Annotated in this window: 15 protein-coding genes; 9 read left to right on the top strand and 6 right to left on the bottom strand. The window is 63.0% G+C overall.

Annotated features, from left to right (window positions below):
- The first annotated feature begins 75 nt into the window (after positions 1–75).
- The 5 genes from AC07O2_RS10830 to AC07O2_RS10810 all read left to right on the top strand — a co-directional run bounded on the left by AC07O2_RS10830 (position 76) and on the right by AC07O2_RS10810 (position 7,507).
- Positions 76–1,431: an NAD(P)-dependent oxidoreductase gene (locus AC07O2_RS10830; protein ID WP_495075738.1), complete on the top strand. Its 1,356-nt coding sequence runs from the start codon at positions 76–78 to the stop codon at positions 1,429–1,431.
- Positions 1,424–2,731 carry an NAD-dependent dihydropyrimidine dehydrogenase subunit PreA gene (gene preA / locus AC07O2_RS10825; RefSeq protein ID WP_495075737.1) on the top strand — a complete coding sequence of 436 codons (1,308 nt, stop codon included), beginning with the start codon at positions 1,424–1,426 and terminating at the stop codon, positions 2,729–2,731. Before AC07O2_RS10830 ends, preA begins: the two co-directional genes overlap by 8 nt.
- A 201-nt stretch (positions 2,732–2,932) precedes the next feature.
- A complete protein-coding gene (gene hydA / locus AC07O2_RS10820) occupies positions 2,933–4,375 on the top strand; it encodes a dihydropyrimidinase (protein ID WP_495075736.1) in 1,443 nt (480 codons plus the stop codon).
- 14 nt (positions 4,376–4,389) lie between these two features.
- Complete coding sequence (locus AC07O2_RS10815; protein ID WP_495075735.1) at positions 4,390–5,658, top strand: Zn-dependent hydrolase; 1,269 nt, start codon at positions 4,390–4,392, stop codon at positions 5,656–5,658.
- 205 nt (positions 5,659–5,863) lie between these two features.
- A complete protein-coding gene (locus AC07O2_RS10810; RefSeq protein WP_495075734.1) occupies positions 5,864–7,507 on the top strand; it encodes a type I restriction-modification system subunit M in 1,644 nt (547 codons plus the stop codon).
- A gap of 197 nt (positions 7,508–7,704) precedes the next feature.
- Here the strand turns inward: AC07O2_RS10810 and AC07O2_RS10805 are convergent, their stop codons facing one another.
- Both AC07O2_RS10805 and AC07O2_RS10800 read right to left on the bottom strand, forming a co-directional pair.
- Positions 7,705–9,183 carry an aldehyde dehydrogenase family protein gene (locus AC07O2_RS10805; RefSeq protein ID WP_495075733.1) on the bottom strand — a complete coding sequence of 493 codons (1,479 nt, stop codon included), beginning with the start codon at positions 9,181–9,183 and terminating at the stop codon, positions 7,705–7,707.
- Between the two features lie 80 nt (positions 9,184–9,263).
- The gene (locus tag AC07O2_RS10800; RefSeq protein WP_495075732.1) at positions 9,264–10,439 is read right to left on the bottom strand and encodes an iron-containing alcohol dehydrogenase; all 1,176 of its coding nucleotides are present in this window, start codon (positions 10,437–10,439) and stop codon (positions 9,264–9,266) included.
- 604 nt (positions 10,440–11,043) lie between these two features.
- Here AC07O2_RS10800 and AC07O2_RS10795 point away from each other — a divergent pair.
- Complete coding sequence (locus AC07O2_RS10795) at positions 11,044–11,508, top strand: Lrp/AsnC family transcriptional regulator (RefSeq protein WP_495075731.1); 465 nt, start codon at positions 11,044–11,046, stop codon at positions 11,506–11,508.
- Between the two features lie 25 nt (positions 11,509–11,533).
- Here AC07O2_RS10795 and AC07O2_RS10790 read toward each other — a convergent pair whose 3' ends face one another.
- From AC07O2_RS10790 to AC07O2_RS10775, 4 genes are read right to left on the bottom strand one after another with little or no spacing between them, the layout of a single operon-like run.
- Positions 11,534–12,373, bottom strand: coding sequence for a fumarylacetoacetate hydrolase family protein (locus AC07O2_RS10790; RefSeq protein WP_495075730.1), 840 nt, complete (start codon positions 12,371–12,373; stop codon positions 11,534–11,536).
- Positions 12,370–13,971: a bifunctional 3-(3-hydroxy-phenyl)propionate/3-hydroxycinnamic acid hydroxylase gene (locus tag AC07O2_RS10785; protein WP_495075828.1), complete on the bottom strand. Its 1,602-nt coding sequence runs from the start codon at positions 13,969–13,971 to the stop codon at positions 12,370–12,372. Before AC07O2_RS10785 ends, AC07O2_RS10790 begins: the two co-directional genes overlap by 4 nt.
- Positions 13,972–14,030: 59 nt before the next feature.
- The gene (locus tag AC07O2_RS10780) at positions 14,031–14,816 is read right to left on the bottom strand and encodes an IclR family transcriptional regulator (RefSeq protein ID WP_495075729.1); all 786 of its coding nucleotides are present in this window, start codon (positions 14,814–14,816) and stop codon (positions 14,031–14,033) included.
- Positions 14,817–14,823: 7 nt separating this feature from the next.
- Positions 14,824–15,660: a VOC family protein gene (locus AC07O2_RS10775; RefSeq protein WP_495075728.1), complete on the bottom strand. Its 837-nt coding sequence runs from the start codon at positions 15,658–15,660 to the stop codon at positions 14,824–14,826.
- A 264-nt stretch (positions 15,661–15,924) separates the two neighbouring features.
- On the opposite strand from AC07O2_RS10775, the gene AC07O2_RS10770 reads away from it, so the two are divergent.
- From AC07O2_RS10770 to AC07O2_RS10760, 3 genes are read left to right on the top strand one after another with little or no spacing between them, the layout of a single operon-like run.
- A complete protein-coding gene (locus tag AC07O2_RS10770) occupies positions 15,925–17,109 on the top strand; it encodes an MFS transporter (protein ID WP_495075727.1) in 1,185 nt (394 codons plus the stop codon).
- Between the two features lie 32 nt (positions 17,110–17,141).
- Positions 17,142–18,599 carry a carotenoid oxygenase family protein gene (locus AC07O2_RS10765; protein ID WP_495075726.1) on the top strand — a complete coding sequence of 486 codons (1,458 nt, stop codon included), beginning with the start codon at positions 17,142–17,144 and terminating at the stop codon, positions 18,597–18,599.
- A 9-nt stretch (positions 18,600–18,608) separates the two neighbouring features.
- Positions 18,609–20,057 (top strand): aldehyde dehydrogenase, encoded by a 1,449-nt coding sequence (locus AC07O2_RS10760; RefSeq protein ID WP_495075725.1) that lies wholly within the window; start codon positions 18,609–18,611, stop codon positions 20,055–20,057.
- Positions 20,058–20,059 lie beyond the last annotated feature (2 nt).

The following is a 20,059-nucleotide window of genomic DNA, read 5'->3' as shown; positions in this document are numbered from 1 at the left end:
AGCCAATTCCGGGCATGGCGTGCTGCAGATTGGTGCAGTACGCCCCACCTGGGAACCACAGCCACAGGAGTTACCGTGCCAGAACTATCCACACCGGCCGCACCGGACATCCGCGCCGGCCGCCTCAGCGCCGCGCAGTACGCGCAGCACTTTGCCGACGCCACGCCCCCCCTGAACGCTTCCCAGGCCATGCTCGAGTCCGAGCGCTGCCTGTACTGCTTCGACGCGCCCTGCCAGACCGCCTGCCCTACCGACATCGACGTGCCCAGCTTCATCAAAAGCATCTCCGATGGCAACCTGCGCGGCGCGGCACGCACGATTCTGGAAGCCAACCCCCTGGGCGGCATGTGCGCCCGGGTCTGCCCCACCGAGGTGCTTTGCGAGCAGTCCTGTGTGCGCAACACCCAGACCGACACCCCGATCCAGATCGGCCGCCTGCAGCGCCACGCCGTCGATGCGCTGATGGCCAGCCCCCAGCCACAGCTGTTTACCCGCGCAGCCCCCACCGGCAAGCGCATCGCCGTGGTCGGCTCCGGCCCGGCCGGCCTGGCCTGCGCGCACCGCCTGGCGCGACTGGGCAACGATGTGGTGATTTTTGAAGCCAAGCCCAAGGCCGGCGGCCTGAACGAATACGGCCTGGCCAGCTACAAGACGGTGGACGACTTCGCACAGAAGGAAGTGCAGTGGCTGCTGGACATTGGCGGCATCAGCATCCAAAACGACTGGCGCTTTGACGGCCCGGCCTCGCTCGACAAGCTGCAGACCGAATACGACGCCGTGTTTCTGGGCCTGGGCCTGTCCAAGGTGCAAGCCCTGGGCGTGCCCGGTGAGGCACTGGCAAACGTGCGCAACGCGGTGGACTTCATCGCCGAGCTGCGCCAGATCGAACACGTGAACCAGCTGCCCGTGGGCCGCCGCGTAGTGGTGATCGGCGGCGGCATGACCGCTGTGGACGCCGCCGTGCAGGCCAAGCTGCTGGGCGCTGAAGAAGTGCACATGGTGTACCGCCGTGGCGTGGAAACCATGGGCGCATCGGCAGCCGAGCAAGAGTGGGCGCAAACCAACGGCGTGGTGCTGCACCACTGGCTGGCCCCGGTCGAAGTACTCGGCAGCAGCCACGCCAGCGGCGTACGCTTTGCCGAGCAAGCCCTGGTGGACGGCAAGCTGCAAGCCACCGGCAAAGAGCTGGTGCTAGGCGCCGACATGGTGTTCAAAGCCATCGGCCAGAAGCTGGACGACAGCCCGCTGCAAGCCACCGGCCTGACCCTGCAGGGCGGCCGCATCGTGACCGCAGAGGACGGCAAGACCAACCTGCAGGGTGTCTGGGCCGGCGGCGACTGCCGCGCCGGTGGCCGCGACCTGACCGTAGAAGCCGTAGAGCACGGCAAACGCGCCGCTGAAAGCATGCACAAGGAATTGAACCATGGCTGATCTGTCCACCACCTTCGCCGGCGTGAAGACGCCCAACCCCTTCTGGCTGGCCTCTGCGCCGCCCACCGACAAGGCCTACAACGTCAACCGCGCTTTCGAAGCCGGCTGGGGCGGCGTGGTCTGGAAGACGCTGGGCGAGGCCGGCCCGCCGGTCGTCAACGTCAACGGCCCGCGCTACGGCGCGCTGCTGTCGAATGACCGCCGCATGCTGGGGTTCAACAACATCGAGCTGATCACCGACCGGGATCTGGAATTGAACCTGCGCGAGATCACCGAGGTGAAGCGCCTGTGGCCCGACCGCGCCATGATCGTCTCGCTGATGGTGCCCTGCGTCGAAGAATCCTGGAAGGCCATCCTGCCGCGCGTCGAAGACACCGGCGCCGACGCCATCGAGCTGAACTTCGGCTGCCCGCACGGCATGAGCGAGCGCGGCATGGGCGCTGCCGTGGGCCAGGTGCCCGAGTACATCGAGATGGTCACCGCCTGGTGCAAGCAGTACAGCAAGCTGCCGGTGATCGTGAAGCTCACGCCCAATATCACCGACATCCGCATGCCCGCCCGCGCCGCCAAGCGTGGCGGGGCTGACGCGGTGTCGCTGATCAACACCATCAACTCCATCATCGGCGTGGACCCGGACACATTGATGATGTCGCCCACCACCGGCGGCCTGGGCTCGCACGGTGGCTACTGCGGCCCGGCGGTGAAACCCATCGCGCTGAACATGGTGGCCGAAATTGGCCGCGACGCCGAAACCCGCGGCCTGCCCATCAGCGGTATCGGCGGCGTGGGCAACTGGCGCGACGCGCTGGATTTCATCGCCCTGGGCGCCGGCACGGTGCAGGTCTGCACCGCCGCCATGGTGTTCGGCTTCAAGATCGTGCAGGAGATGGCCTCCGGTTTGTCGGACTACATGGACAGCAAGGGCTTCAAGAGCCTGGACGACTTCCGAGGTGCCGCCCTACCCACCGTCAAGGAGTGGAAAAACCTGAACCTGAACCACGTCAGCAAGGCCGTGATCAACCAGGACTCGTGCATCTCCTGCGGCCGCTGCCACATCGCCTGCGAAGACACCTCGCACCAGGCCATCACCAAGATGAAAGACGGTGTGCGCCACTTCGAGGTGATGGAAGACGAATGCGTGGGCTGCAACCTGTGCGTCACCGTCTGCCCCGTGCCCAACACCATTTCGCTGCGCGATTTGAAGCCCGGCGAAAAAGACTTGCGCACCGGCCTCATCGTGAGCGATAAACATGCGGATTGGACGACGCACGCCAATAACCCGATGCGTACCGCCGCTTAACCAAGGCCCTCCCCCGTTCGGGCTGAGCTTGTCGAAGCCTTTCCCGTTTGACCAGGCCCTTCGACAGGCTCAGGGCAGGCTCCTTCGACAAGCTCAGGGCGAACGGGGTAGATGGTAGGTTGAGGTCCAACAAAATAGGCATTAAACATGCTTGCAGCGCAGACATTACCTGCGTTAGCAGCTACTAATTTAGGAGCAACCATGTCCAGTGTTTTGATCCGAGGCGGCACGGTAGTTAACGCCGACCGCGCCTTTCGTGCCGATGTCCTGTGTATCGACGGCAAGATCGCCGAAGTCGGCGACAACCTTGCAGCACCCGCAGGCGCCCAGGTGGTGGACGCCGGCGGCCAGTACGTCATGCCCGGCGGCATCGACCCGCACACGCATATGCAGCTGCCGTTCATGGGCACGGTGACCATGGACGACTTCTACAGCGGCACGGCGGCCGGGCTGGCCGGCGGCACCACGACGATCATCGACTTTGTGATCCCCTCGCCGAAGCAGCCGCTGATGGACGCCTACCGCACCTGGCGCGAATGGGCCGAGAAGTCAGCCGCCGACTACAGCTTCCACGTCGCCGTGACCTGGTGGGACGAAAGCGTGCACCGCGACATGGGCACCCTGGTGCAAGACGAAGGCGTGAATAGCTTCAAGCACTTCATGGCCTATAAAAACGCCATCATGTGCGACGACGAAACCCTGGTGAACAGCTTCAAGCGCGCGCTGGAACTGGGCGCCATGCCCACGGTGCACGCCGAGAACGGCGAGCTGGTGTACCTGCTGCAGGCCGACATGAAAGCCAAGGGCATCCTCGGGCCCGAAGGCCATCCGCTGTCGCGCCCACCCGCGGTGGAGGCCGAGGCCGCGCAGCGCGCCATCGCCATCGCCAATGTGCTGAACGTGCCGATCTACGTGGTGCATGTGTCGTGTGCCGAATCGGCCGAGGCCATTGCCCGCGCCCGCGCCGCCGGCCAACGCGTGTACGGCGAGGTGCTGGCAGGGCATTTGACGGTGGACGACAGCGTGTACCGCAACCCCGACTTTGCCTACGCCGCCGGCCACGTGATGAGCCCGCCGTTCCGCAACAAGACCAACCAGGACGCGCTGTGGCACGGCCTGCAGGCCGGCCATCTGCACACCACGGCGACCGACCACTGCACCTTCTGCGCCGCCCAAAAAGCTGCCGGCAAAGACGACTTCAGCAAGATCCCCAACGGCTGCGGCGGCGTGGAAGAACGCCTGGCCGTGATCTGGGACGAAGGCGTGAACAGTGGCCGGCTCACGCCCAGCGAGTTCGTCGCCGTCACCTCGGCGAATGCCGCCAAGCTGTTCAACATCTACCCGCGCAAAGGTTGCGTGGTGGCCGGCGCCGATGCCGACTTGGTGGTGTGGGACCCGGCGGGCACCAAGACCTTGTCCGTCAAGACGCAGAAGTCGCTGGGCGACTTCAACATCTTCGAGGGCCGCACCGTCACCGGCGTGCCCAGCCACACACTGAGCCAGGGCAAGGTGGTCTACGCCAACGGCGACCTGCGCGCCGAGCGCGGCGTCGGCAAGTACGTGAAGCGCCCACCCTTCGGCCCGCAATTCGACGCGTTGGCCAAGAAGACCGCGCTGCATGCGCCCCACCCCGTCGCCCGCTAATCTGGAGTTTCAATATGGACACCGCACTCGCACCGCTTTCCGAAAAAATCCAGTCCCTGCGCATCAACGGCGACCGCTTGTGGTCCTCGCTGATGGAGCTGGCCCAGATCGGCGCCACGCCCAAGGGCGGCGTCTGCCGCCTGGCCCTGACCGAGCTGGACAAGCAAGGCCGTGACCTAGTCACCCGCTGGGCCACAGAGGCCGGCATGACCGTCACCATCGACAAGATCGGCAATGGCTTCATGCGCCGCCCAGGCCGAAACAACAGCCTGCCCCCCATCATGACCGGCAGCCACATCGACACCCAGCCGACAGGCGGCAAGTTCGACGGCAACTACGGCGTGCTGGCGGGCATTGAAGTGGTGCGCACGCTGAACGACCACGGCATCGAGACAGAGGCACCGATTGAAGTGGCCTTCTGGACCAATGAAGAAGGCTCACGCTTCGTGCCGGTGATGATGGGCTCTGGCGTGTTCGCCAAGGCCTTCACGCTGGAGCATGCCTACGCGGCGGTGGATACCGAGGGCAAGAGCGTGCAAAGCGAGCTGCAAAGCATTGGCTACATCGGCGACCAGGAGCCCGGCGACCACCCGATTGGTGCGTATTTCGAAACCCACATCGAGCAAGGCCCGGTGCTGGAAGACAACGACATCACCATCGGCGTGGTGCAGGGCGTACTCGGCATACGCTGGTTCGACTGCACCGTCACCGGCATGGAAGCACACGCCGGCCCCACGCCCATGGCGCTGCGCAAAGACTCCCTGCTGGCCGCCACCCGCATCATGCAGGACGTAGTGGCAGCAGCCCACCGCCATCCGCCGCACGGCCGTGGCACCGTGGGCATGGTCCAGGTGTTCCCGAACAGCCGCAACGTCATCCCAGGCCGCGTGAAGTTCAGCATCGACCTGCGCAACAGCACCGATGCGCTGGTGGACCAAATGGTCGAAGAAGTCAAAGCCTTTGCCGCCACCGTAGCCAAAGAGCACGGTGTGGACGTGAAGATCGAGATGGTCTCCAGCTACAACGCCATCGCCTTCCACGACAACTGCGTAGACGCCGTGGCCCGCGCCGCCAAAAGCCTGGGCTACTCCAACATGCCCGTCGTATCCGGCGCCGGCCACGACGCCGTCTACATGGCCAAGCTGACCTCCAGCGGCATGATCTTCATCCCCTGCAAGGATGGGATTAGCCACAACGAGATTGAAGATGCGAAGCCGGAGCACATCACCGCGGGGTGCAATGTACTGTTGCATGCGATGTTGGAGAGGGCGGGAGTGGTTTGATGGTCTAACGGGCGTTGCGAGGCAAATCGGCCTCTAGCGCCCGTATTCATTGCGCAAGCAGCTATTTAATTAGGAGTAAATGACGGCCCTGTCGGCCTACTCCACCTGCTTTTGGGTGTCTCAACAGGGCAGGGCTAAGGCCTAGAATCGATCAACCGGCGCTGAGGCGCCTTTTCTCTGCCAGTCTGATCGATTCACCCAGCCCATGCCCCCATCCCACTTCACCTACGACCAGCCCGCCAACAAGCCGAGTCACGTCGTCAAGGAAGAGCAGATCGAATATGGCTTTATCAGCAAGCTGCAAGGCCTTAAATACGAGTACCGCGCCGATATTCGTGACCGCGCCGCGCTGGAGCGCAACTTCCGCGAGAAGTTTGAAGCGCTGAACCGCGTGCATCTGAGCGATGGCGAATTTGCCCGCCTGCTGGACGAAATCGTTACCCCTGACGTATTCACTGCCGCCAAGACCCTGCGCAGCATCAACGCCTTCACCCGCAAAGACGGCACGCCGCTGAACTACACCCTCGTCAACATCAAAGACTGGTGCAAAAACACCTTCGAAGTCGTTAACCAACTGCGCATCAACACCGACTACAGCCACCACCGGTTCGACGTGCTCATCCTCATCAACGGCGTGCCGTGCGTGCAGATCGAGCTGAAAACACTGGGTATCAACCCGCGCCGCGCCATGGAGCAAATCGTTGACTACAAGAACGACCCCGGCAACGGCTACACCAAGACGCTGCTGGGCTTCCTGCAGCTCTTTATCGTCAGCAACCGCACCAACACCTACTACTTCGCCAACAACAACGCCCGCCACTTTGCGTTCAATGCAGACGAGCGCTTTTTGCCCATCTACCAGTTTGCGGACGAGGCCATCCTCTCCACCATCGTCACGCTGGACAGCCAAGAGCCCAAGACCGGTGTGAAACAACGGCTAGAAAGCGTGATGGACTTTGCGTGTGGATCTGGATCGCTGCTGCTGAACGTACGTAAGCGCATGGGGCCGCATGGCATTGGCAAGATTTACGGGCAAGAGAAGAACATCACTACCTACAACCTGGCACGCATGAACATGCTGCTGCACGGGGTGAAGGACACCGAGTTTGAAATCTTCCACGGCGATACGCTGACCAACGACTGGGACGCTTTGCGTGAGTTGAACCCAGCCAAGAAGCCGTCGTTCGACGCCATCGTGGCCAACCCACCGTTTAGCTACCGCTGGGAGCCTACCGACGCGCTGGCAGATGACGTGCGCTTCAAAAACCACGGCCTGGCCCCCAAATCCGCCGCCGACTTTGCCTTTTTGCTGCACGGTTTTCACTTCCTGAAAGACGAAGGCGTGATGGCCATCATCCTGCCGCACGGAGTGCTGTTCCGTGGCGGTGCAGAGGAGCGCATTCGCACCAAGCTGCTGAAAGATGGGCACATCGACACGGTGATTGGCCTGCCGTCCAACCTGTTTTACTCCACCGGCATCCCGGTGTGCATCTTGGTGCTGAAGAAGTGCAAGAAGCCCGATGACGTGCTGTTCATCAACGCGGCAGAGCACTTTGAGAAAGGCAAGCGCCAGAACCAGCTGACGGACGCGCACATCGCCAAGATCATCAAAACCTACCAGTTCCGCGAGGAAGAAACGCGCTATTCACGCCGGGTGGGGATGGCGGAGATTGAGAAAAACGAGTTCAACCTGAACATCTCGCGCTACATCAGTACGGCGGTGGGGGAGGCAGAGATTGACCTTGCGGCCACGCATGGCGAACTGGTTGAGATTGAGAAAGCGATTGCTGCAGCCAAAAACAAGCACAACGCCTTTTTGAAGGAGCTGGGTTTGAAGCTATTGCCGTGAGCGAAATAAACGTACTGCAATCGCCCCCAAAGCACTCCACAATTCCTTTAGGTCAAATCGTGCTCCAGCGTAGATAAAACCTGCGCAAGCAGCTCTCAAATTAAGAGCAATCGGATTCTTCCAAGCTAGCTAGGAGTCTGGGCGATGGAACCCCTATCGCACACACCTCGCTGCTGGGCAGCAAGGTGCCGCAATGGTCAATACATGCCGATCTTGGATTCGGCCATGCTGATAAAGATGTTTTTGCACTGAGAGTAGTGGTCCAGCATCATCTTGTGGTTCTCGCGGCCAATGCCGGATTTCTTGTAGCCGCCAAAAGGCGCGTGCGCGGGAAGTTGGTTGTAGGTGTTGACCCACATCCGCCCTGTTTCCACGCCCATGGCCACGCGCAATGCGCGGTTGAGGTCGCGGGTCCAGACGGCACCTGCCAGTCCGTATTCGCTGTCGTTGGCCATGGCGATGACTTCATCCACCTCGGTGAATTTGACCACCGTGGCCACGGGGCCGAAGATTTCCTCTTGCGAAAGCCGGGCCTGGTTGTTGCGCACCGCGATGAGCGTCGGGCGCATGAAACATCCCTTTGCCAGCTCGCCCTCGGTCACTGCCGAGCCGCCGGCCAGCACCTCACCTTCTTTGCGGCCAATGTCCACATATTCCAGGATGCCGTTGAGCTGCTTGCGGTTGACTTGCGGGCCCATCTGCGTGCCGCTGAGCCAGGGCAGATTGACATTGACCTTGTTGAACGCCTTGACGGTTTCGTCCACAAACTTGTTGTAGATATCAGCGTGCACGAACAGACGCGAGCCGGCGCAGCAGACCTGTCCCTGGTTGAAAAGAATGCCCAGTTGTACGCCTTCAATGGCCTTGTCCCACGGTGCATCGGGGAAGACGATGTTGGCCGATTTGCCACCCAGCTCCAGCGTGGCGGGGATGAGCTTTTTGGCGGCGGCCTCGGCCACGGTGTAGCCCACATCGGTAGAACCAGTGAACGCCAGCTTGCGGAAGCCCTCATGCTGCAGCATGTAGTCGCCAGTGGTGGAGCCCTTGCCCGTAACCACGTTAACCACGCCTTTGGGCAGGATGTCGGCCATGATCTTGGCCAGCTCCAGCAGGCTCAAAGGTGTGTCGGAAGAAGGCTTGATCACGATGCAATTGCCTGCGGCCAGCGCGGGCGAAATCTTCCACGCCGCCATCAGCAGCGGAAAGTTCCACGGAATGATTTGCCCAATCACGCCCAGCGGTTCGCGCATCACCAGGCTCAGCGTGTCTTTGTCCAGCAGCGTGGAGCTACCTTCTTCGGTGCGGATCGCCGCGGCAAAGTACCGAAAGTGGTCAATCGACAAGGGCACATCCGCGCCGGTGGTTTCGCGCAGCGGTTTGCCGTTGTCCAGCGTCTCCACCATGGCCAGGTGCTGGGCCTTGGCCTCCATTGCATCGGCGATTCTGGTGAGATAGGCAGCGCGCTCGGTGGGGCTGGTGTGCTTCCAGGTGGCAAATGCATCCCAGGCGGCTTTGACGGCGGCGTCCACGTCTTCTTTGTCAGCCGCGGCACAGGTGGCCAAGCGCTCGCCAGTGGAGGGGCTGAAGGTTTCGAAGGTCTTGCCCGAGGCGCCATCCACCCACTCACCGTTGATGAAAAGCTGGTAATTGCTATCGATATGGTCAGAAACTTTCACTGCATTCTCCAGACCTGCACGTTATAAAAAAACACGCCCATCGACTTGTGCAGGAAAGCAATGACGGGCGTCTCTAGCTCTTAGGCGACCAGCGCTACCTTGAAGATGTCCACGACCTGCGCCAGCGTGGCGGTGCGCGGGTTGGTCAGTTGGCAGGCATCCTTCTTGGCGTTGACGGCCATGACTTCCAGGTCTTTTTCCAGCACGCCCAAGGCGGTAAGGTTTGGGGGAATGCCCACATCCCGCGCCAGGCGGCGGATCGCACTGATGGCCTTCTCGGCTGCGGCGATGGTGGACAGGCCGCGGGTGTTCTCACCCAGGGCCTGCGCAATGTCAGCAAAGCGCTGCGGGCACGCAATCAGGTTGAAGGTGCACACCTCGGGCAAAAGCACGGCATTGCACACCCCATGCGGCAGGTTGTAGAAGCCACCCAACTGGTGCGCCATGGCGTGCACATAGCCCAAGCTGGCACTGTTGAAGGCCATGCCCGCCAGGTACTCGGCGTAAGCCATCTTGTCGCGCGCCTGCACGTTGGTGCCACAGGCCACGGCCGGGCGCAGCCATTCGGAAATCAGGCGGATGGCCTGCAACGCACACGCATCGGTAATAGGTGTGGCAATGGTGGACACATAGGCTTCGATAGCGTGTGTCAAAGCGTCCATGCCGGTGGCGGCTGTCAGGCCGGGGGGCATGTCTACCATCAGCAGCGGGTCGTTGATGGCGATATTGGGTGTGCAGCGCCAGTCCACCAGCGCCATCTTCACATGTGTGTCGGTGTTGGTGATGATGCAGAAACGCGTCATCTCTGCGGCGGTACCAGCTGTGGTGTTGACCGCCAGAAACGGCGGCATGGGCTTGGTCGTTTTGTCCAGACCTTCGTAGTCCCGAATGTGGCCGCCATTGCCAATCACCATGCCAATGCCCTTGCCACAGTCATGTGCACTGCCACCGCCCAGCGTAACGATGGAGTCACAGCCTTTAGCCTGGTACAGCTTCACGCCGTCATGCACATTGCGGTCCGTGGGGTTGGGCTCGGCACCACCAAAGAGAGTCACCTGGATGTCCGCCGCCTCCAGCATCTGCGTGACCTTGGCCGCCAGGCCCAGCTTCACCATGCCAGCGTCGGTGCACAGAAAGGTATGGCGGGCACCCAGGGACTTGGCTTGCAGTCCAATCTCCTTGGCGCAGCCCACACCCATCAAAGCTACCGTGGGCGTAAAAAAACCAAATGTTTGTTCAACAACTGACATATTCATCTCCAGTGACACACCGTTAAATCCCTTAGCTGGCCTGCCTTCACTGTGGCTTCGAGAAGCATCCAATGACCGCAGGCTTACTAGCCCGTAACGCGCTCTTTGCTACGCGCACCGTGTCACTTTAGGATTTCCACCAGCCTGCTTCAGTGACCTAGATCAACAAACGACGGTTCTGTGGAAATGGGGCAAGCGGGCCGGGTTTGTGCCCGCAGGATATAGGTCGAAATGGCCTCTGGCGCAGGATTTACCTACGGTAGTAGCTATCTATTTGGTAGCAATTGCAAAGACGAACCTCACTCGGCCACCCCGCAAACCTTTGGGCCAGGGGCAAGTAAAGATGGGGAGCGGAATGTCCGCACGGCGCTGGATGGGGGAGGGAGAGCATGCTCCCCGGGCCTGGATACGCCCGGGGATTCGGCTTGGTGGTCGCGACCTTTGTGGGGTCGGTGGGTGCGCTGCTGGCTTGTGACCAGGGTGGCGGGGGTCTGTGTGTTGCAGAGACTTCAGTGTAGGCCAAGGCTACGGGCAGAATATTGCGTTATTGGCTCTGAATTCTATATTCTTGGCATAATCTGCCAAAATTCTTAAAACTCAAGGCATACACATGGATTTAGACCGGTATGACAGGCAAATTCTGGATATTCTGCAGGTCGATGGCCGGGTCAACAACCAGGACCTGGCGGACCGCATTGGCTTATCGCCCTCGCCCTGCCTACGGCGGGTGCGGGCGCTGGAAGAGTCCGGCCTGATTCTGGGCTATCGGGCCCTGCTGGATGCGAAGAAGCTGGGGCTGTCATTGATGGCGCTGGTGCATATCTCCATGGACCGGCACACACCGGAACGCTTCGCCAACTTCGAGGCCTCGGTAGACGTATTGCCCGAGGTGCTGGAGTGCTTGCTGATCACCGGCCAGTCTGCCGACTACCAGATCAAGGTGGCGGTGCGCGATATGGACCACTACCAGGACTTGCTGCTGAACAAGCTGACGCGCATTGAGGGCGTGACCGGTGTGCATTCCAGCTTTGTGCTGCGCCGGGTGGTGGACAGGACGGCGCTGGCACTGGCCTGAGCCCGCCCCCGGCAAGCCGGCGGGTTCAACCAGGGTCGCGCTCTACCGTATTCGTCAGCACGCCGACCTGGCTGACCTCCACCTCGACGCGGTCGCCCGGTTGCATCCACACGGGGGGGGTGCGCTTTGCGCCCACACCGCCAGGGGTGCCCGTGACGATCACATCCCCGGGCTGCAGCGTGGTGAAGGTGGAGATGTAGTGGATCAGCACCGGGATGGGGAAGATCATCGACGCGGTGGTGGTGCGCTGCATGGTCTCGCCGTTGAGGCGCGTCTCCAGCGTCAGTTCGGCGCCGTCGGCGATCTCGCCGCGCGTCACCAGCCAGGGGCCAAAGGCGCCGGTGCCTGTGAAGTTCTTGCCGGCGGTGAACTGCAGGGTATGGCGCTGCCAATCGCGGATGGAGCCGTCGTTGTAAGCGCTGTAGCCGGCCACATGCTCCCATGCGTCTTCCTCGCGGATACGGCGCCCGGCCTTGCCGATAACGATGGCGATCTCGCCCTCGTAGTCCAACTGGGTGGATTCAGGCGGCAGCAAGATGGCCTGGCCGTGGGCCGTCTGCGATTCGGCCACCCGCATGAACAGCAGGGGGAACAGGGTCTTATCGCGTGCGGTCTCGATACGGTGTTCCTCGTAGTTGTGGCCTACGCAAAAAATCTTGCCTGGTGCGGGAATCACCGGCAGGAACACGATGTCGGCCAGCAGCAACACGGCCGCACTGGCCTCGGCGGCGATGGCATCCAGCTGGCCCGCTTGCAGCGCGCTCAGCAAGCTAGGGTAGCGGGCACTGCCCAAGGGCTGCACGCCGGCATCGGTGACCATACCCCAGCCGGGTTGGTCTTGGTAGAGATAACTGATCAGTTTCATGCTGCACTTTCTAAAGTAACGGTAGGTCGATTGAAATAAGGGGCCAGTTGCTGTAGGCGCTGTTGGTCCGGTGTGCCAGCGCAGCCAAGGTAGGCCAGCACATAGCGGTCGGGCCGCAGCAGCAGGGCGCGGGCACTGGCGCTGCGCAGGATGTTTTCCAGCACGCCATCCACGTCGCGCAGCACGGCATCCACACCATCAGCGGCGGGCAGAAAGTCGTCCTGCTGCGCCACCACGCGCAAGGTGCGGCAGGGCAGGTGGAAGGCGGTGGGCAGCGGGGCATCGGCCAGGCCCAGCCATACAAAGCCGTGGCCCAGCATATCGTCCAGCGGCACGTGGGCGCCCCCAGGCAGCTCCATCTGCGGCTGCGGCAGCAACTGGCCTGCGGGCACTAAGGCATCGGCATGCTCACCCCGCACAAAGAAGCCTTCAAAGAAACGCGGCTTGGGCTTGAACTTGAGATGCAGCACATAGTCGCGCACCGGCCGATAGAAGCTGCATAGCTTGAGCGCTCCCTGCGTCAGCATGGCCGCCAGCACCGATTTGGGTTGCATGAAGGTACCGATGCGCACCGCCATGCGGATCAGCGACCAGGCATGGGGTTTTCGCTCCTGCGCATAGGTGGATAGCAAGCTCGGCGCCATGTCGCCGCGCACCACCGCGGCCAGCTTCCAGGCCAGATTGGTGGCGTCGCGCACACCGCTGTTCATACCCTGGCCGGCGAACGGTGGCGTGAGGTGGGCGGCATCGCCGGCCAGGAACACCCGTCCCGATTGCCAGCGCTCGGCAACCCGCGCGTGGAAGGCATAGACCACCTTGCGGGCAATGGCCAGCTGCGCGTCAGCCGGGTTGCGTGCGCGTATCCAGGCCCGTACATTCACCTCGTCCAGCACCTGGTCCGGGTCTTCGCCTGCATGCAGCATGAACTCATAGCGCAGCGTGCCCTGTGGTCCGGGCAGGCGGATCGCCGGCCGCGCCGGGTCGCAATAGGTGCGGGTGTGGCGAAAAGCCGAGTCGCGTTCCAGCAGATCAACGATCAGCCATTTCTCGTCGTAGGTGCTGCCCGTAAGTTTGATACCCAGCTGCTCGCGCACCGGGCTACGGCCGCCGTCACAGGCCACCAGCCATTGGCAGCTGATGTGTTTGGTTTCGTCGCCGTGGTTGAGCTGCAAGTGCACGGCCCGGCCATCTTTGCCCTCGTCGCGGAACTGCACCAGCTCGTGGCCAAACCAGATGGCGGTATGCGCAAAGCGCTGCAGGCCATCGCGCAGCTGGCCGACCAGCAACTGCTGGCGAAACGCATTGCGCTTGGGAAATCCATACTCCTGGCTCTGCGGCTCGATGCGGGCAAATTCCTTGCCGCGCCACGAGTAGTAGTGCACGCCATAGCCCTGCACTACTTGCGGCAGCACCTCCCCGATCAAGCCGGTGGCCTGCACGGTCCGCAGGCTTTCATCATCGATAGTGACAGCACGTGGCTCGCCCACGGTATCGGCGCTGCGCTCGACCACCAGCGTGCGTATGCCCTGCTGGCCGAGCAGGTTGGCCAGTACCAGCCCGGTTGGGCCGGCACCGACGATGACCACGGGGAAATGCATCTCGTCGGGCGTCTCGTCAACCATACCTGGCGGAATGGCAGACAAAGGCAGGGCAGCGTTCATGGGGTCTCCGTTTTGTTTTTTCTGGCGCGCGCCTTGTCGCGCTGGTCTTGCAGCCGGCCTTCGATGCGGCCGGCCGCGCTTTGCAGGCGGCTCAACGTCGCTTTTCGCTGCGTCGCGGTGAGCATGGCAGCCGGCATCACCACGCTCAGACTGCCCACCAACTGTTCGCCGTCACGCAGCGCCACGGCGAAGCCCACGGCCTCAGGGTCCACCTCGCCCGCAGTCACGCAATAACCGGTCTGCCGCAGCGCGGCCAGTACCTCGACAAGTTGGGCGTAGTCATCGGGCAGCCCGGCAGCCACCAAGGTCTGGCGTTCGCTGGACCACAGCTGCTTCAGTTGGGCTGGCGGCAGGCAGGCGAGGATGATCTTGGAAGTGGCGCCGCGGTACAGCGGCATGGCACGGCCTCGTTCGTAGCTCACGGACAAGGCCGGGTTGTGGCCATTGACCTGGTGGATGCACATCACCTTGTTGCCGTGGAAGCGGCATAGCAAGATGGTGCCGCCCGTCTCGTCGGCCAGCTTGGCCGGCAACTCCTGCGCGGCGTCCAGCAAGGGGTCGGTCAGGCGGATCTGCCGATCCAGCTCGACCACCATGGGCCCGAGCACATAGCCCCGATCGGCCACGCGTTCGAGCATGCCCGCACGGGTCAGTTGGCCGAGGTCGCGGTACACGCTGGCGCGCGATACACCAAGCTCTTCCACCAGCCATTCAGGCGATATCACCGGGCGGTCCAGGGCGAACAGGCCGAGGATGCGCAACATGCGGTTGGTACTGGGCATGCTGTTCTCAGCTTCGCAAAATGGCCTTGCCCCAGAGGTTGAGCGTGCGCTCCTCGTGGGCCCATTCACCGGCGGGACGGCCGGGTTCGCAGTGCTCGATCTCTGCGGAAATCTCGGCGAGGTTGCCGTCGGGGTCGCGCACCATGAAGAACACGTCGTTGCCCGGCCCATGGCGGCCTATACCCCAGACAATCGGCTCGCACAGGCTGGCCATGTGGTCGCCCCAGGCCTTCATGCTGGCCCAGTCGGGTGCTTCAAAAGACTGGTGGTCAAAACAGGATACGGGCGCAAAGAACAGTGCCAGCGCATGGTGCAGATGGTCGCTGCGCAGAAAGCAGGCCCGCAACTGGCCTTCGGCATCACGCACAGCGTCGGACAGCACAAAACCCAGCTGCCCGGTATAGAAGGCCAGCATCTGCGGCAGCTGCTGCGTACGCAAGGCGAAATGCTGCAATGTGGCCACCGGCAGCTCGGCATGGCTGCCGGCCAAGGCGGCATCGTCAGGCGCAGTGAAGACGATACGGTTGCCATCGGGGTCACGCACGGCGACAGCCCCGGCGGGGCAATTGGCAGGCACAGCCTGGGCTTCCACGGCCTGGACGCGTTGGCGCAGATGCTGCCAGGCAGCAGGCGTGTGCAGCGCGAACTGGGCATAGCCCAGCTGGTTGGCCGGGCCGGTGGTGATCTGCACCTGGCGGCCCGGGCCGCGGCACGCATAACCACCCTCCACCGCCTCCAGCGACATGCCATACGCAGCGCTGTAGAAGCGGGCCATGGCCAGCGGATCGGGCGAATACAAGCTGATGGTGTGCAGGGCGGCCTGCAGTTCGGGCGGGTTGTGCATAGCGGCAATCGAGGTGATGGAGCAGTGCAGCGACTGTCGCCTCCATTCCCAAGACCGTCAACGCAAAGTCTCAACATGTGAGATTGGAAAGCACATTTCCCGCGCCGGCCCTGGCATGGCCGCATGCCCCATGGGCCGAGAACACAACGCCAGGGAAATCCCTGAGAGGGCGCTGACACGCTCAGTCAATGCCGGCGCGCTGATGCCAGATGCATGCAGCCGTATTTCCTATTCTTGCCGGACCCTATCTACGGAGACAGTGCTATGCACGCTATTACAAAAATCGACAGCAAGACCACCATGTTTGCGCTGGCCCTTTGCATGGTGACCGCCATGGGAACCATACAGATGCAGCCCGTGCTGGGCGGCGCCCTGGTGGACCGCATGGGCATCAGCCTACAGCAAATGGGCCTGCTGTTTGGCATTGAATTGGTGTCCATGGCGCTGGCCTGCACCATCACGGCCTTTGGCGCGCACCGGCAGAACCGGCAGCATCTGATGCGCATCGCCCTGGTGGTTCTGTTGGGCTCCAACGCCTGGAGCATGGTGGCCGATAGCTTCACCCTGTTTTGCGCGGCCCGTTTGCTGTCAGGCGCTGCAGGCGGCGTGGCGCAGGCCGTGGTCTACGCCAGCACCACCTTGCGTACCCACAAAGACAAAACCTTTGCCACGCTCAATATCTGCGTCCTGCTGTGGGGTGCGATCTCACTGGGCATATTGCCGCCGGTCATTGCGGCGCACGGCATTCCCGCCGTGTTTGCTGGCTTCGTTGTGATGTGTGTGGTGAGCCTGCTGGTGTGTGGACGCATTCCTGCCCATGCGCCGGCGGCGGTAAACAGCGGTGCGGGCGCTATCCCATCCAGCCCCCTGCAGCTGAACCACATACTGCTGCTGGTGCTGGTGGTGCTGCTCTTCGCCGGACATGGTGCCCTGTGGATCTACCAAGAGCGCATCGGCAAAGCCATCGGCATCGCGCCCGATCACATCGGCATGATCCTCGGACTCAGCGTTCTGTCAGGTGCGGCGGGCGCAGCGGTGGCAGGCATGCTGGGGCAACGCATTAGCCACCGTAGCGCCCAACTGCTGGGGTTTGCGGGCTCCCTGGTGGCGACGCTGCTCATGGTCTACGGCAACAACGTGGCGGTGTATGCGCTTACCGCCTGCGTCATCATGCTGGTGTGGTTCTTCGGACTGACCTATCTGCTGACCCTGTCGGCCGATATGGACCCCACGGGCCGCTTGCCCGGCCTGGCCAATGCGGCGATCTTCATGGGCCAGGCACTGGGCCCCGCAATCGGCGCCTTCGCCATCGGGGCCGGCAGCTTCCGCAACGTGGGCTGGGCAGCCGCCCTGGTCTACGCCATCGCGCTGGCCTTGTCTGTGGTGGTGACCTCGCGCCATGCGCACGAGGGCCATCTTCGCAGCGTTTCACCGCTCAGCCCCACATGAAGTTCCAAACACCCACTCCACCATCCCTCGCCATGCCCACCGATTCCAGCCCTAGCCGCCAGTTCCCACCCCTGCCGCAATTCAGCGGAATGAATGCGCCCTCGCGCATCGAATGCCACATCAAAGACCTGGAGGTCGTGGGCGAGCTGCCCCAGGCACTGCAAGGCACCTGGTACCGGTGCGGCCCCGACCCCCAATACCCACCCATGCTGGGCGACGACATCTACATCAATGGCGACGGTGCTGTCAGCGCCTTTAGCTTCGCCAACGGCCGCGTGGATTTCAAGATGCGCTACGTGCGCACGCAGCGCTTCGAGGCCGAGGGTGCGGCCCACCGATCCCTGTTCGGCCTGTACCGCAACCCGTTTACCGACCATGCTTCGGTACGCGGGCTGGACCGTAGCACGGCCAATACCACCGCCTTCGTGCATGCAGGGCGCTTGTTTGCGCTCAAGGAAGACAGCCTGCCCTACGAGCTGGACCCGGTAACACTGGAGACCAAGGGCCGGCACGACTTCGGCGGCAAACTGCGTTCGCGCACCGTCACCGCCCACCCCAAGCGCGACCCGGAAACCGGTGAATGGCTGTTCTTTGGCTACGAGGCGGCCGGCGATGCCAGCAAGGACGTGGCCTTCTGCGTTGCCGACAAGCATGGCGCGCTGGTGCGTGAAGAATGGTTCGAAGCACCTTACGCCGCCATGCAGCACGATTTCGCGGTGACGCGCGACTACGTCATCTTCTCCGTCTTCCCCACGGTCTGCGATCTGGACCGCATGAAAGCCGGCGACACGCACTGGATGTGGGACGGCGCACTAGACACCTGGATCGGGGTGATGCGCCGAGACGGCTCGGTCAAGGACATGCGCTGGTTCCGCCGGCCGGCCTGCTATTCCTACCACGTCGCCAACGCCTTCAATACCGGCAGCCAGATCACCATCGACCTGTGCGTATCGGAGCGCAATGTCTTCCCCTATGTGCCGGCGCGGGACGGCAGCGCGCACGATCCGGAAGCCAATGCACCGTTTCTCACGCGCTGGAGCTTCGATGCAAACAACCCCGAATCCTCGTTCGCATCCCGTGTGTTGAGCCCGATACCGGGAGAGCTACCGCGGATCGACGACCGCGTGTCCATGCAACCACACCGCTTCATCTACTACGGCGGCATCGACCCCAGCAAAAGCCAGCTCGTGGCGGGCCCCATAGGCCTGGGCTCGAACCACCTGGTGCGCGTGGACACGCAAACGGGTGGCGTCACCGCCCTGTTTCTGTCGGACACCACCACCTTCCAGGAGCCGCAGCTGGTGCCGATTCCCGGCGCCGAAGGCCTGCTGCTGGCCGTGGTGGACCACCACGACACGGGGCTGGCCTCCGTGGTGGTATTGAACGCCGCCGACGTTGCGGCCGGCCCCATCGCACAGATCAAGCTACCCATGCGGCTGCGCGATGCCTTTCACGGCGACTGGGCACCCTCGCACCCCAAAACCATTTAGGAGATACCCATGAACACTGTCCAGCTTTTGATCCAAGGCGAATCTGCCGATGCCCGCTCGGGCGCCACATTCGAGCGCCGCAACCCGGTCACCCATGAGGTGGTTACCACGGCCGCGGCGGCCAGCCCGGCCGATGCGGTCGCAGCCGTAGTCGCAGCGCAGCAGGCCTTTGCGGCGTGGTCGCAAACCGGCCCTGCCGAGAGGCGCTCGATGCTTACCAAAGCGGCTGACGAATTGGAACGCCACCAAGCGTCGCTTATTGCGACCATGGTGAGCGAAACCGGTGCCAGCGAACTCTGGGCCGGCTTCAACGCCGTCACCGCCGTAGGCATACTGCGCGAAGCGGCAGCGCTCACCACCCAGATCAACGGCGAAGTCATCCCCTCCGACGTACCCGGCAATCTGGCGCTGGCGGTGCGCCAACCGGCCGGCGTGTCACTCGGCATCGCCCCCTGGAATGCGCCGCTGATTCTGGGCGTGCGCGCCATCGCCGTGCCCCTGGCCTGCGGGAACACCGTGGTTTTCAAGGCATCGGAATCCTGCCCTGCGACCCACCGGGCCATCGCCGATGCATTCACCCGCGCGGGCGTGCCTGCGGGGGTGGTGAACTTCATCAGCAACGCGCCGGCCGATGCGGGCGCCGTGGTGGCCGCCATGGTTGCGCACCCCGCCGTACGCCGCGTCAACTTCACGGGCTCCACCAAGGTGGGCAAAATCATCGCCGCCCAATGCGCCGAATACCTAAAGCCCGTGGTGCTGGAGCTGGGTGGCAAGGCACCGCTGGTCGTGCTCGACGATGCCGACCTGGACCAGGCCGTGGACGGCGCCATCTTTGGCGCATTCCTCAACTCGGGGCAGATCTGCATGTCCACCGAGCGCATCATCGTGGACGAGCGCATCGCGGACGAATTTGTAGCGCGGCTCGCCCGCAAGGCCCGCACGCTGGTACCTGGCGCAGCAGGCTCGGGCGCAGCCCTGGGCTCCGTCATCGACCAGACCACGGTGGACCGCTGCAATCTGCTGCTGGACGACGCGCTACAGGCCGGTGGCCAGCTGCTGTGCGGTGGCCGCGCAGACAGCACGCTCATGCTGCCGACGCTGATCGACCACGTCACACCCGCCATGAAGATCTACAGCGAAGAATCCTTTGGCCCGGTCAAAGGCATTGTGCGGGTCCGTGGTGCGGAAGAAGCCGTGCGCTGCGCCAATGACAACGCCTACGGCTTGTCGGCCGCCGTCTATGGCCGCGATATTGCCCGCGCGCTGCAGGTGGCGCAGCGCATTGAATCCGGCATCTGCCACATCAACGGCCCTACGGTGCACGACGAGCCGCAGATGCCGTTCGGCGGCGTCAAGGCCAGCGGCGTCGGCCGGTTTGGTGGGCGCGCCGGTATCGACGCGTTTACCGACCTGCGCTGGCTCAGCGTGCAAATCACGCCGCGGCACTATCCGATCTGAAA

Source organism: Rhodoferax sp. GW821-FHT10B06 (assembly GCF_059415605.1).
This window is presented reverse-complemented; position numbering and strand designations above follow the sequence as displayed.

Coding starts and splice junctions, on each gene's coding strand:
- AC07O2_RS10815 (WP_495075735.1), top strand. CDS start 4,390: ATGGACACCGCACTCGCACCGCTTTCCGAAAAAATCCAGTCCCTGCGC.
- AC07O2_RS10800 (WP_495075732.1), bottom strand. CDS start 10,439: ATGAATATGTCAGTTGTTGAACAAACATTTGGTTTTTTTACGCCCACG.
- AC07O2_RS10785 (WP_495075828.1), bottom strand. CDS start 13,971: ATGCATTTCCCCGTGGTCATCGTCGGTGCCGGCCCAACCGGGCTGGTA.
- AC07O2_RS10795 (WP_495075731.1), top strand. CDS start 11,044: ATGGATTTAGACCGGTATGACAGGCAAATTCTGGATATTCTGCAGGTC.
- hydA (WP_495075736.1), top strand. CDS start 2,933: ATGTCCAGTGTTTTGATCCGAGGCGGCACGGTAGTTAACGCCGACCGC.
- AC07O2_RS10775 (WP_495075728.1), bottom strand. CDS start 15,660: ATGCACAACCCGCCCGAACTGCAGGCCGCCCTGCACACCATCAGCTTG.
- AC07O2_RS10780 (WP_495075729.1), bottom strand. CDS start 14,816: ATGCCCAGTACCAACCGCATGTTGCGCATCCTCGGCCTGTTCGCCCTG.
- AC07O2_RS10770 (WP_495075727.1), top strand. CDS start 15,925: ATGCACGCTATTACAAAAATCGACAGCAAGACCACCATGTTTGCGCTG.
- AC07O2_RS10760 (WP_495075725.1), top strand. CDS start 18,609: ATGAACACTGTCCAGCTTTTGATCCAAGGCGAATCTGCCGATGCCCGC.
- AC07O2_RS10810 (WP_495075734.1), top strand. CDS start 5,864: ATGCCCCCATCCCACTTCACCTACGACCAGCCCGCCAACAAGCCGAGT.
- preA (WP_495075737.1), top strand. CDS start 1,424: ATGGCTGATCTGTCCACCACCTTCGCCGGCGTGAAGACGCCCAACCCC.
- AC07O2_RS10765 (WP_495075726.1), top strand. CDS start 17,142: ATGCCCACCGATTCCAGCCCTAGCCGCCAGTTCCCACCCCTGCCGCAA.
- AC07O2_RS10790 (WP_495075730.1), bottom strand. CDS start 12,373: ATGAAACTGATCAGTTATCTCTACCAAGACCAACCCGGCTGGGGTATG.